This is a genomic window from Nonomuraea fuscirosea (assembly GCF_035917475.1).
In the GTDB taxonomy this organism is placed as follows: Bacteria; Actinomycetota; Actinomycetes; order Streptosporangiales; family Streptosporangiaceae; genus Nonomuraea; species Nonomuraea fuscirosea.
On record NZ_CP109074.1, the window covers coordinates 5,004,895 to 5,019,774 of the forward strand.

The 14,880-nt window shown below is 71.4% G+C and carries 14 protein-coding genes; 2 read left to right on the plus strand and 12 right to left on the minus strand.

Features of this window, described 5'->3' with window-relative positions; all coding sequences use genetic code 11:
• Positions 1-12: 12 nt before the first annotated feature.
• On the minus strand, positions 13-711 hold the full coding sequence (locus OIE67_RS22990) for a thioesterase II family protein (RefSeq protein ID WP_326643597.1): 699 nt from the start codon (positions 709-711) through the stop codon (positions 13-15).
• Positions 712-886: 175 nt separating this feature from the next.
• Here OIE67_RS22990 and OIE67_RS22995 point away from each other — a divergent pair, with 175 nt between their 5' ends.
• Positions 887-1,609, plus strand: a complete 723-nt coding sequence (locus OIE67_RS22995; protein WP_326643598.1) for a sulfite exporter TauE/SafE family protein — start codon at positions 887-889, stop codon at positions 1,607-1,609.
• Between the two features lie 24 nt (positions 1,610-1,633).
• Here the strand turns inward: OIE67_RS22995 and OIE67_RS23000 are convergent, their stop codons facing one another.
• The 10 genes from OIE67_RS23000 to OIE67_RS23045 all read right to left on the minus strand — a co-directional run bounded on the left by OIE67_RS23000 (position 1,634) and on the right by OIE67_RS23045 (position 13,291).
• Positions 1,634-1,840 carry a carbohydrate-binding protein gene (locus tag OIE67_RS23000; protein WP_326643600.1) on the minus strand — a complete coding sequence of 69 codons (207 nt, stop codon included), beginning with the start codon at positions 1,838-1,840 and terminating at the stop codon, positions 1,634-1,636.
• Positions 1,841-2,013: 173 nt separating this feature from the next.
• Complete coding sequence (locus OIE67_RS23005; RefSeq protein ID WP_106237819.1) at positions 2,014-2,460, minus strand: DUF2690 domain-containing protein; 447 nt, start codon at positions 2,458-2,460, stop codon at positions 2,014-2,016.
• Positions 2,461-2,508: 48 nt separating this feature from the next.
• Positions 2,509-2,889 (minus strand): hypothetical protein, encoded by a 381-nt coding sequence (locus OIE67_RS23010; RefSeq protein WP_326643603.1) that lies wholly within the window; start codon positions 2,887-2,889, stop codon positions 2,509-2,511.
• A 298-nt stretch (positions 2,890-3,187) separates the two neighbouring features.
• Positions 3,188-5,524 (minus strand): polysaccharide lyase 8 family protein, encoded by a 2,337-nt coding sequence (locus tag OIE67_RS23015; RefSeq protein WP_326643605.1) that lies wholly within the window; start codon positions 5,522-5,524, stop codon positions 3,188-3,190.
• A gap of 143 nt (positions 5,525-5,667) precedes the next feature.
• Positions 5,668-6,747, minus strand: coding sequence for an ABC transporter ATP-binding protein (locus tag OIE67_RS23020; RefSeq protein WP_326643607.1), 1,080 nt, complete (start codon positions 6,745-6,747; stop codon positions 5,668-5,670).
• On the minus strand, positions 6,740-8,488 hold the full coding sequence (locus tag OIE67_RS23025) for an ABC transporter permease (RefSeq protein WP_326643609.1): 1,749 nt from the start codon (positions 8,486-8,488) through the stop codon (positions 6,740-6,742). The genes OIE67_RS23020 and OIE67_RS23025 overlap by 8 nt, the downstream gene beginning before the upstream one ends.
• Positions 8,485-9,594 carry an ABC transporter substrate-binding protein gene (locus OIE67_RS23030; protein WP_326643612.1) on the minus strand — a complete coding sequence of 370 codons (1,110 nt, stop codon included), beginning with the start codon at positions 9,592-9,594 and terminating at the stop codon, positions 8,485-8,487. The genes OIE67_RS23025 and OIE67_RS23030 overlap by 4 nt, the downstream gene beginning before the upstream one ends.
• A gap of 290 nt (positions 9,595-9,884) precedes the next feature.
• The gene (locus OIE67_RS23035) at positions 9,885-11,543 is read right to left on the minus strand and encodes an FAD-binding dehydrogenase (RefSeq protein WP_326643614.1); all 1,659 of its coding nucleotides are present in this window, start codon (positions 11,541-11,543) and stop codon (positions 9,885-9,887) included.
• Positions 11,536-11,907, minus strand: a complete 372-nt coding sequence (locus OIE67_RS23040; protein WP_326643616.1) for a DUF4387 domain-containing protein — start codon at positions 11,905-11,907, stop codon at positions 11,536-11,538. Before OIE67_RS23040 ends, OIE67_RS23035 begins: the two co-directional genes overlap by 8 nt.
• Positions 11,900-13,291 (minus strand): acyclic terpene utilization AtuA family protein, encoded by a 1,392-nt coding sequence (locus tag OIE67_RS23045; RefSeq protein ID WP_326643618.1) that lies wholly within the window; start codon positions 13,289-13,291, stop codon positions 11,900-11,902. Before OIE67_RS23045 ends, OIE67_RS23040 begins: the two co-directional genes overlap by 8 nt.
• A 124-nt stretch (positions 13,292-13,415) precedes the next feature.
• Here OIE67_RS23045 and OIE67_RS23050 point away from each other — a divergent pair, with 124 nt between their 5' ends.
• A complete protein-coding gene (locus OIE67_RS23050; RefSeq protein WP_326643620.1) occupies positions 13,416-14,207 on the plus strand; it encodes a GntR family transcriptional regulator in 792 nt (263 codons plus the stop codon).
• Positions 14,208-14,244: 37 nt separating this feature from the next.
• Here the strand turns inward: OIE67_RS23050 and OIE67_RS23055 are convergent, their stop codons facing one another.
• The gene (locus OIE67_RS23055; protein ID WP_326643621.1) at positions 14,245-14,778 is read right to left on the minus strand and encodes a hypothetical protein; all 534 of its coding nucleotides are present in this window, start codon (positions 14,776-14,778) and stop codon (positions 14,245-14,247) included.
• Positions 14,779-14,880 lie beyond the last annotated feature (102 nt).

A 14,880-nucleotide genomic window follows, 5' to 3' on the forward strand; every position in this document is an offset into this window, starting at 1 on the left:
CGCGCGGGAGGGTCAGCCGGCAAACGTGCTGAGCCATTCTCGAAGCGTCTCGGAAGGCAGCTCTTCGACCATCTGATGGCCGCCCGCGACCATATGGACGGAGAGCCGTTTCGTCGTGTAAGAATGCCACTCGTCGAGGTTTTCCGAGCTCCACGAACTGGCGTCGTCCTTGGCCCCGACGGCGACGATCGGCGCGTTCACCATCGGGCGCGGATCCGATTCCAGGTAACGATTGAGAAGGCGGTATTCGGAGCGCCAGAGGCGGGCGTATTCGGGCAGGGCCGCCGTGTCCGCGATGTGCGGCGGCGCGTCGAGTTCCGCCGCCAGCGCCCGGTCCGGCAGTTCCGCGAGCGGCGAGACGGGCGTGCGGTGCGGTGGATATTGGCACATGACGACGACGCCACGCACCCGCCGGTCCAGCCGCCCGGCCGCCTCCAGGCAGACCAGCGCGCCCATGCTGTGGCCGACGAGCACGACGTCGGAGGCGTCCGCGCGGTCGATGAGGGCCGCGAGGGCCGCGCCGCGCTCGTCGACGGCAGGCACGTTCATGGGCTCGCTCCAGACGGCCCGGCGGATGACGGGGCCCCGGCCGGGCTCGTTCCAGCGGTCGACGAATTTCGTCCGGCCGCCCAGCCCGGGGACGAAGACGACCGCCTCGCCGCCGTCGAGCGGCGGGCTGACCACGTAATTCGCAGGTTCCTGAGCGTTCACGTCAAATCACTCCTCGGCGCACCCGTTGACAAATCCTGGAAAACAACGTAGAGACCATTCGCCGCGACTCCGTTCCCGATTTCAGGAACGGCCTTCGCCTGCCGATGTAATTATCGCCGATTTTTCTGCCGAGAATACTGGATCATTTCCCTGGATTTATGGCAAAGTGTGGCAGGTGACCACGCTGCTCGTCGCCGCAGTGATCATCCTGCTCGCCTCTACGGTGCACGCGGTGACCGGATTCGGATACGCCCTCGTCGCCACTCCCCTCCTCGCCCTCACCGTCGACCCGCACACGGCGGTCGTCGCCACCACCCTGTCCGCCCTGGCCATGACCATCACGATCGGCGTACGCCAGCGCCATCACGCCGAATGGAAGGTGGCCATGATCGCCATGGCCGGCATCCTGCTCGGCATGCCCCTGGGCCTGTGGGTCTACGGGGCCACGTCCGAGCGGGTCCTCACCGCGCTCATCGGCGTCGGCGTCCTGGGCTGCACCCTGATGGTGTGGCGCCGGGTGAAGGTGCCGGGCAACGTTCCCGTGCTGGTGGGGGTCGGTCTCCTGTCCGGCGCGCTGTCCACGTCCACCGGCACGAACGGGCCGCCGATGGTCGCCGCCTTCCAGGGCATGGGCTACGACCCGCGCAAGTTCCGCGCCACCCTCGCCGCGGTGTTCGCCGGCACCAGCGTGTTCAGCCTGATCGGCTTCGCCGTGGCCGGCCAGGTGAACAGCCAGTCGCTCTGGATCGGGCTGGTGGGGGTGCCGGTGGTGCAGCTCGGCTACTTCATCGGCGACGCGGTGTTCAGCCGCATCGACCCGGACCGGTTCCGCCGGGTGGTGCTGCTGGCCCTCATCGTCAGCGCGGGAATGACCCTGTTCAGCGCGCTCAACAACTGACGCCGGCGGTGACCACCCCGGACGTCACGGCGAGACCACCGTGCCGCGCGCCGCGCGGGGCTCCGGCACGGTGGTCATCGCCGCTCGTCGTGCCGAACCGCCCCAGCCCGCCGTCGGCGGGTAGGCGACCGTGGCCCACGCGCCGCCGTTGCAGGCCAGCCCCTGGGTGGCGGTGGCGCCCGTCCCGTTCGCGTAGCCGATCGTCATCGTGTACGCGCGCGCGGCCGGCACGGTGAGACCGAGGCGTTCTCCGCCTCGCAACGCTGCTGGTGGGCGGGCACCCCGGAGACCGGCTCCACGACGAGCTGGTACGCGCTGGTGGCGGACATATTCGCAACCGAAACATGACATGAGCGCACGCGAAGGGCGGCGTGCCGTGGCACGCCGCCCCGGTTTGAGGAAGCTCAGCCGCAGGCCGCGCCGGTGGTGCCGCTGCCCCGGTTGACCCGGCCGGTGCCGGCGGCCACGGTGCCCGACGCCTTGGCGCAGACGCCGCTGGGCGCGTAGACCATGTCGCCCCAGTGGTGCCCGCCGTTGCCGGCGCGGTAGGTGAACGACACCCTCCTGGAGCTGGTGAAGACCGTGATCGTGCCGGTCGCGTTCTTCGGCACCTGGGCCTCGCCCCAGTTGGTGCCGCAGCGCCGCGAGTAGTACAGCCGGATCGAGCCCAGGCTGTCACCGATCTCGTTCTCGAGTGAGGCCTTCTTGCCGGTGAAGACCTTGCTGTTCGCGCACCCGCTCTTGTACGGGTCCTTCCCGTCGTACGGGTGCGCGCTGGCCGGCCCCGTACTGAGCAGAAGTGTGGAGATGGCCGCCGCGGAGACCGCGATGGCGGCTACGTGCATCTTCATGTCGAACCGGCTCCTTACCGGAAGGCGGGGGTCCTGGCCCCCGCGTGGTCAGCAGTCCCTGGTGATGTTCGTGAGATTCTCGGCCAGCCCCTTGTGGAATTTCTTCTTGCCTTTCGTCCCGCCGTTCGTGGCAAGGCATTCCTTCCGCGTTCCGGCCGGGCCCTTGAAATGCAGCTGGGCGTACACGCGATGGGAGCAGTGATTGTTGAAGTAGACCGTCGTGGACGAGTTTCCGTCCGACCACGAGTAGTTCGTCTTCTTTCCGCTGGGCTTGATGCAGCGGACGCTGTCGCGCTCCACCGCCTGGGTGCGGCTTGTCGCGGTGGTGGTCGTGCCCGCCGTCGCGGCCGTGGCGGAGGCGGGTGCGCCCAGCAGCGCCGCGGCGGCGCCGCAGGTCACCAGGGCCGCGGTCAGCTTTCTGTCGGTCATGGTCGCGTCCTTTCGTTCGGGAGAAATGTCCGTGGGAAAGGAAGGCATTTCCGGCTTTCGCGGTACGGCGCAGCGAATGAAAGGCGCCGGCCGGGTGATTCCCCCCAGATGTCCGCCGATCGGCTACCGCTCCCGGGTCGCGATCCGGCGGTGACGATTCCGACTATGCCCGGCCATTCGTCCGGCGGCAACGAATGTACGTCGGAGAATTGTCCAAGCATTGTCCAGGGCGTCGCTTGGACAAAAGAAGGGGGTCCGCCTCGTTCAGCGGGACACGACCCGAGGGGGAGCGCTCGTGTCAGACGCGTACGACCGCGGTGTGGGCGTGCCCCCGGCTGCCGCCGACCTCCACCTTGAGCGCCCGCTTGGACCTGCGCACGCTGCGGTCGCCCCGCTCGATCGAGCGCACCGGCCAGGGCAGCGTGATCTTCACCTCGTCGGCGGTCCTCGACGGGTCGGCGACCGCAAGCCGGACCCGCTTGTCGTCGCGGCGGATCAGCAGCGTGCACGGGCCGTCGGCGCGCAGCGGCCCGTCCATGGTCTCGACGGTCCCGGCGCGCCAGAAGACGGCGGCGAGCACGTCGCCGCGGGAGATGGCCTGCGCCGTGCCGGAGTTGGCGAGGATCCTGACCCGCAGGCGGTAGCCGGCGGTCTGCGCGGCGGTGGCGCCGGGCAGGACGGCGTAGGCGTAACGCGCCTTGCGCGGGTCGACGCCGTGGTCGAGGAGGATCGTGGTGTAGTGGCGGGTGACGGGGGTCCCGTCGCCGCCGGTGGTGGCGCCCTTGTCGATGTCCCGCCAGCGTCCCGTGCGCTTCTCGCGGATCACCTTCGGGCCGGGGCCGTCGAGCAGCGCGTATCCGGCCACGCCCGGCAGGTGCACCCAGTCGTCGCCCTTGTCCAGCGGAGGGTGGCAGTCGTGGGTGTTGCGGTTCTCGACGACGGTCTCGACGCGGCGGCCGTCGGAGGCGGTGATGCCGGCGCCGAGCGCGATCACCGCGTCGTCGAGCAGGAACCAGGCTTTTCTGGCCCGCAGCGAGGAGCCGCCGGCGATCAGCCGCATGGCGGCCACGCCGTACTCGCCGTCGAGGGCCACGCCGCCCGCCCACGGGGTGGGCGGCAGGCGGCGGTGGCCGTGGGTGAGATCGGCGCGCCGGCGGCGGTCGACGGTCGTGCCGGGCAGCCGGTAGGGGTCGATCGTGGGCCACAGGTCGTCGTTCCAGTGGGTGAGGTCGCCGGTGTAGAGGTAGGTCATGCCGTCGCCGGTGTACCAGCCGTGCAGGTTCTCCCGGTTCATCGCCTCGGCCGCGCCGATCCGCTGCGAGCTCATCGCGATCGCGTACGCCCAGGTGGGGCGGCGGTGCACGACCCGGTCCATGTCGGCGAACATGTACGTGCCCGTCGTCCGCGCTCCGACCGGCACCGACGGGTCGTCCAGCAGCGCCGCGGCCTTGGCGATGCTGGCCGGCGGCGCCAGCGTGACGTAGGGGACGGCCGTGTTGCGGGTGAGCCAGCCTTTCACCAGCGGCCGCCAGCGCGCGGCGTACCGCTCGGGCGCCGACTCCAGCAGAGTGAGGACGGCCTCGATCGTCTTCTGGCCCGAGTGGTAGTCGCGGTGGCCCTGCACGGAGATCTGCCGGCCGCGGACGCAGTCCATCATCAGCCCGTCGAAGACGAACGGCGTGAAGGAGCGGTCCACGATGTCGTAGACGCCGCCGACGCCGGTGAGCTCCCAGGGTGAGCGCGCCAGCATCGCGATCAGCTTGGCCATGCTCTCCAGGTAGTCCACGCCGTAGCTGCCGGTGTACGGGTACACGTCGTGCTGGATGAACGACCCGTCGCGGTAGAGGCCGTCGCCCGGCCCCCTGGTCGGGCGCAGCAGCGCGGAGACCGCGGCCCTGGCCCGCCTGACCAGGCGTTCGTCATGGGTGAGCAGCCCGCGCATGGCCACCGCCATGGCCTTGCCGGCCCGGTTGGCGCCGGTCTCGACCACGCCGGGGTGGCTGACCCGCCGCTCGGGGTCGGGGCACCAGCGGCGCAGCGGGCGCAGCCAGCGGGTGATGCGGTCGCGGGGCAGGCCGTCGTAGAGCAGGGCGCAGGTGTCGGTGAGCGCGCGGGGGACGCCGATCTCCCACCAGAACCAGTTGCTGCCCCGCCGGTCGAGTCGCTCGTTGTAGGCGTGCTCGTACAGGAAGTCGAGCGCCCTGACGGCGGTCTCGGCGACCTGCCTGTCGCCGTGCATGGCGGTGCCCGGCGTGGCCCAGCCGAGCGCCAGGGTGCGCATGCGGTTGTAGGAACGGTTGAAGTCGCCCGTACGGGGGTCGCTCAGGGGCAGGTCCGGCCAGAGGCTGGGGCGGCCCGGGTCGGGCTTCATCTTGCGCAGGACGGCTTTGGCCGAGCCCTCGACCGCCCGCGTCTTGTCGGCGTAGGCGGGGTCGTACGTCGCCCCGGCCAGCAGGCTCACCCACCGCTCACGCGCGGCGTCGAACGCCGCCGCGTCGGCCCCCGTGCCGGCCCCTGCCCCGGTACCTGTCCAGGTCCCGGTCCCCGCGGCCCCCGCCGGCTGGTCCCAGAGGGCGAGACCGGTCGCGGCCGTGGCGCCGAGCAGGGCGGACCGACGACTGAGGGGGTGGGTCATGAAGGCCTTCCGGCAGTCGGGGGCAGACGAGTTGAAAAGATCCTATGTCGACACACGGGTGGATCTTTTCCACTCCCCCGGCGGCCGGTCGGCACACGCCCGATCCGGCGCCGTGGCCGGGTCAGGCGAGGCGGGCGGCCGGGTCAGGCGGGACCGAAGACCCGGATCGCCTCGGGCGGCAGCTCGACGATCAGCTCGGATCCGTGGTCGACCGGCGTCAGCGTCCGCACCACCAGCTCCCGCTCCCCCAGCTCCGCCACGTACCGGTAGTGATCGCCGAGGAAGGCCCGCGAGGCCACCTTGACCGTGACCACGTTGACCGCGTCCGCCGGTACGCCGCCCGGCGGATGCACCACGATGCGCTCGGGACGGACGGCGAGCCGCACGTCGCCGGCGAGGTCGGCACCGGCAGGGACCGTGAGCGGGCGGCCCAGGCCGTCGAGCGACACCTGCGCGGTCCCGTCCGCGCCCGGCACCGCCCGGCCGGAGAGCACGTTCACGCTGCCCACGAAGTCGGCGACGAACTCGTCCGCGGGCTCGTGATAGATCTCCTCCGGGGTGCCGACCTGCCGGACCCGGCCCTGGTCCATGACCATCACCCGGTCGCTCATGGACAGCGCCTCGTCCTGGTCGTGCGTGACGAAGACGGTGGTGACGCCGATCCGCTGCTGCAGGGCGCGCAGCCACTCCCTGGCCCGTTCGCGCAGCTTGGCGTCCAGGTTGGAGAACGGCTCGTCCAGCAGCAGCAGGTCGGGCGGGTTTGCCAGCGCGCGGGCCAGCGCCACGCGCTGCTGCTGCCCGCCGCTGAGCTCGTGCGGGTAGCGTCGCTCCAGGTGGCCCAGCTCCACGAGTTCGAGCACCTCGCGGACACGGGCGGCCCTGACCGGGCGTTTCACCCGGCGCAGTTTGAGCGGGTACGCGACGTTGTCGTGCACGGACAGGTGCGGCCAGACCGCGTACGACTGGAACACGACGCCGCAGTTGCGCCGCTCGGGTGTCACGTCGATCCGGCCGCCGTCGAACACCACCCGGTCGCCGAAGGCGATGGTGCCCCGGTCGGGGGAGTGCAGCCCGGCGATCGACCACAACGTCGTGGACTTGCCGCAGCCGCTGGGGCCGAGCAGCGTGAACAACTCGCCGTCCCGTACGTGCAGACTGAGCCCGTGCAGGACGGCGTTGCCGCCGAAGCTCTTGGCCACCTTGGTCAGCGTGAGATCAGGCATGGGCCCGTACCCCCAGGAAGAGTCGTCCGGCGCCGAGCACCGCGAGGGTGATGACCATCTGGATCACCCCGAAGGCGGCGACCGCGCCGCCTGTGCTCGTCGCCGCGAGTTGCAGCATGGTCAGGCCCATGACCGGCGTCCGGTCGGTGACCAGGAAGACGGCGGGGTCGGCGTCGTTCAGGATCGAGACGAACAGCAGCACGAAGCAGGCGGCCATGGCCGGGGCGCACAGGCGCAGCACGACGCTCACCGCGGCCTGCCACCAGGTGGCCCCAGACGTGCGGGCGGCGCGGACGAGGTCCTCGCCGATCGCGGCCAGCGCCGGGTAGAACACGCCGTAGCCGAGCGCGAGGCTGCGCACGGCGAACGCGAGCCCGATCCCCCACAGGCTGCCGCGGACGGCGCCGCCCGGGTCGAGGATGGCGAACGACCAGAAGAACGCCATGCCCGTGACGAGCCCCGGCATCATCCTGGGCCACACCACCGCCTGCTGCAGCGAGCCGCGGAAGCGGAAGGAGGAGCGGTGGGCCACCACCGAGACGACCGCGATGGCCACCGTGGTCAGCAGCCCGCCGGCGCCGGCGATGAGCAGGCTGTTCACGATCGACTCCGACCAGATGGGGTGCTCGGCGATGGCCTGGAAGTTCTCGGTGGTCAGCACGGACCACGGGGTGACGTACGGGGTGAGGATGGTGGTGAAGGCCGACATCACCACCCCGGCCAGCGGCACGACGACGAAGACCGCCAGCACGACAGCGAGCAGGGCGGCCGGCAGCCACCGGGCCGGTCCGAGGCCCACCACCCGGGTGGCGGTGGCCTTGCCGGTGACGGTCGTGTACCGGGCGGCGTCCCCGACGAGCCGGTTGCGCAGGACGAGGAGCCCGGAGACGCAGAGGAGGAGGAAGACCGCGCCGGCCGACACCAGGCCCTGGTTCGGCGGAGCGGCGTTGATCCAATGGTCGTACAGGTACGTGGAGACGAACCTGATGTTGTTGGAGAAGCCCAGGATCAGCGGCAGGCCGAGCGCCTCGAAGGAGATCGCGAAGACGAGCAGCGCCGAGTTGAGCACGGCGGGACGCAGCAGCGGCACGGTCACCGTCAGCAGCGCCCGCAGGGGGCTCGCGCCGGCGCTGCGTGCCGCGTCCTCCAGGGCGGGGTCGATGGCGAGCACGGTGGTGCGGCAGAAGAGGAACACGGTCGGCGCGGCCACGGAGGTCGCCACCAGCACCATGCCCGGCAAGGTGTAGAGGTCGACCGGGAACCGGAGGAACGTGTTGATCTCCAGCCAGGAGCTGACGTACCCCGACGGCGCCCACATCGCCATCCAGCCGACGATGAGCACGAGGCCGGGGAGCATGATCGGCAGGATGAGGAAGGCGGCGAAGAGGCGGCGCAGCGGCACGTCGGTCCTCGACAGCAGCACCGCCGCGCCCACCCCCAGCAGCACGGACGTGACCGTGGTGAGGGCGGCGAAGGCGGCGCTGTCGCCGACCGCGGTCCACCAGGCCGGGTCGGTCAGCAGGTCGCGGAAGTTCCCGAGCGTGAGCCCGCCGCCGGAGCGGTAGAGCGGCGTCGACCACAGCGAGGCCAGCACGATCGGCACCACGGGGCCGACGACGACGAGCAGGGTCAGGGCCCAGATCAGGTAGTGACTGGCGGTCGTCGGCACGGACGGGCGCCGGGGCCCCCGGTCCTGCGCGGGGGCCGCCGTCTCCGGCCTGGCGCCGGCCGTGACGGTCACCGGCCGAAGGCCTTGTTGAAGCGGGCGATGATCTGGTCGCGCTGGTCGGCGAGCTGCTTGCCGTACGTGCCGATGATCAGGTTGTCCTCACCGACGATGGCCTTGACCTGCGGCAGGCCGAAGTCGCAGGTCACGCCGTCGCGGTAGGGCGTGAACCCGCCCTGGCAGGCGGCCTCCTGCCCGGCGACCGACAGCAGCCAGTTGACGAAGACCTTGGCCGCGTTGGGGTGTTTCGCCTTGGCGGTCACCCCGACGCCGCGCGGCAGCAGCGGCGTGCCGTCCTTGAGGTAGCTGTAGTTGACCACCTTGGCGACGTCGTCGGTGATGAACGCGCGGACGGTGCCGGAGACGAAGAACTCGGCGGCGTACTGGCCCTGGGCGAGTTTGGTCACCAGGGGGCCGTTGCTCGACTCCACCGCGGCGTGGGGGCCGATCTTCTCCAGCGTGGCCCAGCCTTCCTCGCCGTACTTGCCGAGGTAGGCGCTGGTGGCTCCGTACTGGATGACGTTGCTGATGTCGGTGGTGGCGATCTTCTTGTCCAGCTTCTGCGCCATCGCGGCCAGCTTCACCATCGTGTCGGGCTGCGTGGCCTCGGGGACCAGCGCCTTGTTGAACACCGCGACGACCGGGTCCACGGACATGGAGTAGACGCCGGGGCCGAGCACGGCGTGCTCGGGCAGGTTCGGCGTGTTCGGGTCCTTGTAGTCCTCGACGTCGCCGTTCGCGATGAACGACAGCCAGCCGACCGCGTCGCTGCTCATGACCACGTCCGCCGAGGCCGCCCCGGAGGCGGCCTCGGTCTCGTAGCGCTGGAACATCTCCTGGTTGCCGAGGGTGAGACTGCGCAGTTTGATGCCGGGGAACGCCTGCTCGAAGGCTTTGACCAGCGGCGCCATCTGCTGGTCCTCGCTGTTGGTGTAGAGCAGGACCTCGCCCTCGGCCTGCGCCGCCTTGAGCGTGGCGTCGTCGACGGGGGTGACCGCGGAGGCCTTCCCGACGTCCGCCGTGGCGGTGGGCTCGGCGGCGGGGGCGTCACCGGCCGGGCTGCCGCAGGCCGAGGTGAGGGCGGCGGCGAGCGCGAGGGGCAGGAATGCGGTCCTTCTCATGATGTTCCTCGGGTTCTTCGACGGCGACGGCGCCGGGACCGGACGCGGCGGACCGTGCGGCGGCTGGATCACGGTCGGCTCACTGTGACACTCGCCATCTTGTGAATGCTATGGCAAAACTGTCAATAGTTGCAGACGGCTTTTGCCATGGGATCTTCGGGGTGAAATCCGGGCATGACAGGTCGCTCGTCGCCGCGCCCGTGACGTGCGCGGCAACGAGTGCGTGACGGGTCAGCCGACCGCTTGGGCCAGGTGACGAATCAGGCGGACCGCCTGGGCCAGGTGACGGGTCAGCCGACCGCCTGGGCAGCGGCCCGGCCGGCCACGCGGCCGGAGAAGAGGCAGCCGCCGAGGAACGTGCCCTCCAGGGCGTTGTAGCCCATCATCCCGCCGCCGCCGAACCCGTTGACCTCGCCCGCGGCGTACAGGCCCGGCAGCGGACTGCCGTCGGCGCGCAGGCAGCGGCCGTCGAGGTCGGATTCGAGCCCGCCGAGCGTCTTGCGCGACAGGATGTGCAGCCGCACGGCGATCAGCGGCCCGGCCTTCGGGTCGAGCAGCTTGTGCGGGGCCGCCACCCGGCTCAGCCGGTCGCCGCGGTAGTTGCGCGCGCCCCTGATCGCGGTCAGCTGCGCGTCCTTGGTGAACGCGTTGTCGATCTCGCGGTCACGCGCCTCGATGAGCGCGCGCAGCGCCGGCTCGGCGAGCTCGGGAGCGTCCGGATCGGCCAGCTTGTTCATGCCCGCGACCAGCTCGGTCAGGCTGTCGGCGACGACGAAGTCGGCGCCGTGCCGCTTGAACGCCTCCACCGGGCCCGGCGCCCCGCTCTTGACCCGCGACAGGACGAGCTTGACGTCCTTGCCGGTGAGGTCGGGATTCTGCTCCGACCCCGAGAGTGCGAACTCCTTCTCGATGATCTTCTGGGTGAGCACGAACCACGAGTAGTCGTAGCCCGTCCCCCGCAGGTGCCGCAGGGTGCTCAGCGTGTCGAAGCCGGGGAAGCAGGGTGCGGGCAGGCGTGCGCCGGTGGCGTCGAGCCAGAGCGACGAGGGGCCGGGCAGGATGCGGATGCCGTGGTTGTCCCAGATCGGGTCCCAGTTGCGCAGGCCCTCGACGTAGTGCCACATCCGGTCCGGGTTGACGACCCGCGCGCCGGCCGCCTCGGCGATGCCGAGCATCCGGCCGTCCACGTACGCCGGCACCCCGGCGACCATCGTCCTGGGCGGCTCCCCCAGCCGGGCCGGCCAGGCCTTGCGGACCAGGTCGTGGTTCCCGCCGATGCCGCCGCTGGTGACGATGACGGCCTGGGCGCGCAGTTCGAAGTCGCCGGCCGCGACGCGCGAGGTCGGGCGGCCCCGCTCCGCGTCGTCCGGCTCCAGCACCTGCCCGCGGACGCCGGTGGCCGCGCCGTCCTCGACGATGAGGTCGTCCACGCGGTGGCGGAAGGCGAAGCGGATCCGTCCCGACTCGGCGTGGGCGCGTACGCGGCGCTCGAACGGCGCGACCACGCCGGGACCCGTCCCCCAGGTGATGTGGAAACGCGGGACCGAGTTGCCGTGACCCTCGGCGCGGCCGTCGCCGCGCTCGGCCCAGCCCACCAGCGGGAAGATCCGGTGCCCCATCGCGCGCAGCCAGGCCCGCTTCTCCCCCGCCGCGAAGTCGAGGTACGCCTCCGCCCATGCCCGGGGCCAGCGGTCCTCTTCCCGGTCGAACTGCGCGCTGCCGAGCCAGTCCTGCCAGGCCAGCTCGCGCGAGTCCCTGATGCCCATCCGGCGCTGCTCGGGGCTGTCGACCAGGAACAGCCCGCCCAGGCTCCAGAACGCCTGGCCGCCCAGCGACCGCTCCCCCTCCTGCTCGACCAGCACGACCGACCGGCCGGCGTCGGCCGCCTCGGCGGCGGCCACCAGGCCGGCCAGGCCCGCCCCGACGACGACGATGTCCGCGTCAGCCACGGCCCGCTCCAGCGGTGCTCGGGGCGCCCGCCGGGACGGGGAGGGCGGCCAGGGGGACGTGGTGCTGGCCCGCGTGCATGTCGCGGTCGCGCAGCGACCCCTGGGAGACCGGCCGCGGGAAGGAGATCTTGACGACGTTGAGCGACGGGATGCGGAACATCCGGACCGTGCCGGCGTCGACGCGGTAGAGGCGGGCGATGACGTGCTCGTCGATGAACGTCTCGTCCGCCACGACGCGGTAGCCGTCCGCGTCCCGCATGAACAGCTCCATCGTCACCCAGAAGGGGCCGGCGTTCTTGGACCGGACCTCCAGCGCGAGGTCGCCGACGGTGACCGGAGGCGATCCGGGGGGTGTGTCAGTCATGGTGGTGTGCTCCGTCTGTGCTGTCGTGTTCAATCCGGAACATAGCGGTCGGGGTGATGGTGTCGACGACGTGGTTGAGCACGAATTCGTAGGCGGGGCCCCGCTCGACCTCCGCCGGCGAGGAGGCGAAGGCCAGGCTGGGCAGGTAGTTCATGCTGGGCACCGGCATGTGCAGCATCAACGGGTTGGCGACCTTGGCCACCGCCGTCGCGGTGGCCTGGTCGGGGGCGCTGACGAGGAGCATCACGGCCACCTCGCGCGGCGTCCCGGTCTCGAACTCCAGGTCGTCCAGCACCGCGTTGTGGCCGTAGAGGCGCAGGTCGAAGGCGTAGTCGTCGTCCGCGAGCCCGAGCGTCTGGCTCACCCGCCGGCGCAGGTGCGTGCGCAGCAGGTCCGCCCAGGTCTCCAGGTCGCCGAGGACGAGCGCGTCGCGGATCGCGCTGAAGGAGATCGTCTCGTAGCCGGTGATCCGGGCGCCCTCCAGCTTGACGGTGTGCTGGGCGGCGGTGTGGAAGCGCGATCCCTCGACCCGCACGGTGCGCTCGTCCACGGCGACGTAGGTGGCCTCGCGCACGTCGAGGGTTCCCGCGGGCTCACGCATCTCGAACGGGTCCACCGTCTCGTACAACATGTGGGCGGCGACCGTGTACGGCGTGCACGCGTTGGCCGCGTCGAGCGGCTCGATGGTGAACCCGTCCGCGTCGATCGTGGTGTGCACCCCGCCCGCGCGCGGGTCGACGGTGCACTGCCCGCCGCACTCGACGATCTTGGCGGCGTGCCAGCTCGGCCCGGCCGGCATCCCCTTCATCAGCGGGTACGCCGCCGCCACCGCCGTGTCGGTGGCCCGCCCCGCGAGCACGACCTGGGCGCCCGCCTCCAGCGCCCGCACGATCGGCTCGTGACCCATCATGCCGACGATGTGGGTGCAGCCCTCCAGCGTCTCGGCCCGGATCTCCCCCAGGGGCGGCAGCGGGTGGATCCGTCCCGCGTCGAGGTGCTCCTTGAGGCCGGCGGCGTCCTGCTCGCTGTAGATGCGCGCCACCCTGAGGTCCAGGCCCTCCTCCGCCATGATCTCGCTCACCATGCCGGCGACCCAGTCGACGCCGCTGTCGGTGCCACTGGTGCCGCAGGAGCCGATGATCAGCGGCGCGTCCGCGCGGGCCGCCGCCTTCAGCAGGCTGCGCAGGTCGCGGGCGACGGCCTGCGCGGCGGTCTTCGCCGTTCCGGAGCCGAGATAGTACGGGCCCGAGTCGGTGGACCCGCCGTCCACGGTGATCACGTCCACGCCGAGGGCCAGGCCGCGCTCGATCGTGGCCTCGTCCCAGCCTGCGCCGAGCATGCCGACGGGCGTCATGATCCGGACGGAGTCGGGTCTGTTGTCCATGCTTCGCTTCTTTCTCGGACGAGGGGCCGGATCGGCGGTGGGGACGCCGTGACCGTATATTTGCTATAGCATCACCGTCAAGAGTTGCTTATTCTTCTGCCATTGCGGGCGGTATGCTACGGCCGTGGCCATCGAATCCCTCGGATCACTCAGCAGCGACACCCTCGCCGACCGGGCCTATCAGTCGGTACGCGCCGCCATCGTCACGGGCGAGCTCAGGCCGGGCCAGAAGGTGACGGAGCGCGGGCTGGCCGAGCGGCTGGCGGTGAGCCCGACGCCGGTGCGCGAGGCGATCCGGCGGCTGGAGCAGGACGGCCTGCTCGAACGCACGGGCCCGCGCACGGTGAAGGTCTCCACCATCGGCGACATCGCGCTGCAGGAGCTGGCCGAGGTGGAGGTCGCGCTGCGCGGGATGGTGGCCAGGTTCGCCGCCCGGCACGTGACGGCCGAGCAGCTCGACCACCTCGACGCCATCCTCGACGAGGCCGACGACCTGCTCATCCTGATCAAGCAGCGCCATCGCGACGGCGACCCCACGACCAGGCACCTCACCCAGCTCCTCGACACGATGCAGCGCTTCAACGACGCGGTCAGCGCCTGCGCCGACAATCCGGTCCTGGTGCGCCTGCTCGACCAGACCCGGGTGTTCTCCCGCTCCGAGAGCCGGGCCCGGCGGCTGGAGCGCGTCGCCGAGGACCCGAACTTCGGTCTCGACCGCTACGCCAGCCACCGCGCGCTGGTCCGCGCGCTGCGCGCGGGCGACTCGGCGGCGGCCGAGGCCATCGTGATAGAGGACGCCCGGGGCGGCCTGAGCGCCCTGCTCTCCGGCGACGCCGACCCGTCCCCGCCCTCGTCCCCGCCCTCGTCCCCGCCCTCGTCCCCGCCCTCGTCCGCGCCCTCGTCCGCGGTGAGCTGACCGGGCGCGACCGCCCGGGACGCCGGTTGCGGGGTCGTCAGGCTCCCGACACGGCGATCAGGGCGCCGATCGCCGCGCTGAGCAGCAGGGTCGCGCCCATGATCGGGCCGGCCGAGCGGCTGCTGGGTGTGCTGGTGACCCGCAGGGGCCGGGCCACCAGGCCGAGCGCGGCCAGCTGGACGAGCCCGACGACCGCCACGCCGAGGTCGTTCAGCAGCAGCGCCAGGGGGAGGAAGTGCGCCGCCACGACGAGCGCGACCCACCAGGCCATCCACCGGGACGCACCGCGCCTCGACAGCAGCAGGCAGCCGGCTCCCGCCGCGACGACCTCGGCCGCGACCAGGACGCCGAACCAGGCGTACTTCCCGTCCAGCGCGGTCGGCTGGTCCCAGTTCGTCGCGGTCAGCACCCCGAACGCCACGGCGATCCCGATGCCCAGGACCGAACCGGCCCCCAGCCAGACCCGCCAGCGCCGGTCGGGGCTCTCCTGCGACCAGCCGAACCAGACGAAGGCCATCAACCCGAACCACGCGGTGGTGAAGAACTGGTCGCGGAGGAACTCGGTCAGCATCGGCACTCATTCCTGTGCGAGCAGCACTCGGGGGCAGGGCGGAAGTCTATATGTCGGCACATGTCCCACTCCAAGATTTACGCCGCAGAGCGTGTGCCGTTC

What these genes read in the sequence shown, in the direction of transcription:
- OIE67_RS23040 (WP_326643616.1), bottom strand. Translation starts at nt 11,907, where the DNA reads ATGACTGACACACCCCCCGGATCGCCTCCGGTCACCGTCGGCGACCTC.
- OIE67_RS23020 (WP_326643607.1), bottom strand. Translation starts at nt 6,747, where the DNA reads ATGCCTGATCTCACGCTGACCAAGGTGGCCAAGAGCTTCGGCGGCAAC.
- OIE67_RS23015 (WP_326643605.1), bottom strand. Translation starts at nt 5,524, where the DNA reads ATGACCCACCCCCTCAGTCGTCGGTCCGCCCTGCTCGGCGCCACGGCC.
- OIE67_RS23030 (WP_326643612.1), bottom strand. Translation starts at nt 9,594, where the DNA reads ATGAGAAGGACCGCATTCCTGCCCCTCGCGCTCGCCGCCGCCCTCACC.
- OIE67_RS23045 (WP_326643618.1), bottom strand. Translation starts at nt 13,291, where the DNA reads ATGGACAACAGACCCGACTCCGTCCGGATCATGACGCCCGTCGGCATG.
- OIE67_RS23010 (WP_326643603.1), bottom strand. Translation starts at nt 2,889, where the DNA reads ATGACCGACAGAAAGCTGACCGCGGCCCTGGTGACCTGCGGCGCCGCC.
- OIE67_RS23005 (WP_106237819.1), bottom strand. Translation starts at nt 2,460, where the DNA reads ATGAAGATGCACGTAGCCGCCATCGCGGTCTCCGCGGCGGCCATCTCC.
- OIE67_RS23055 (WP_326643621.1), bottom strand. Translation starts at nt 14,778, where the DNA reads ATGCTGACCGAGTTCCTCCGCGACCAGTTCTTCACCACCGCGTGGTTC.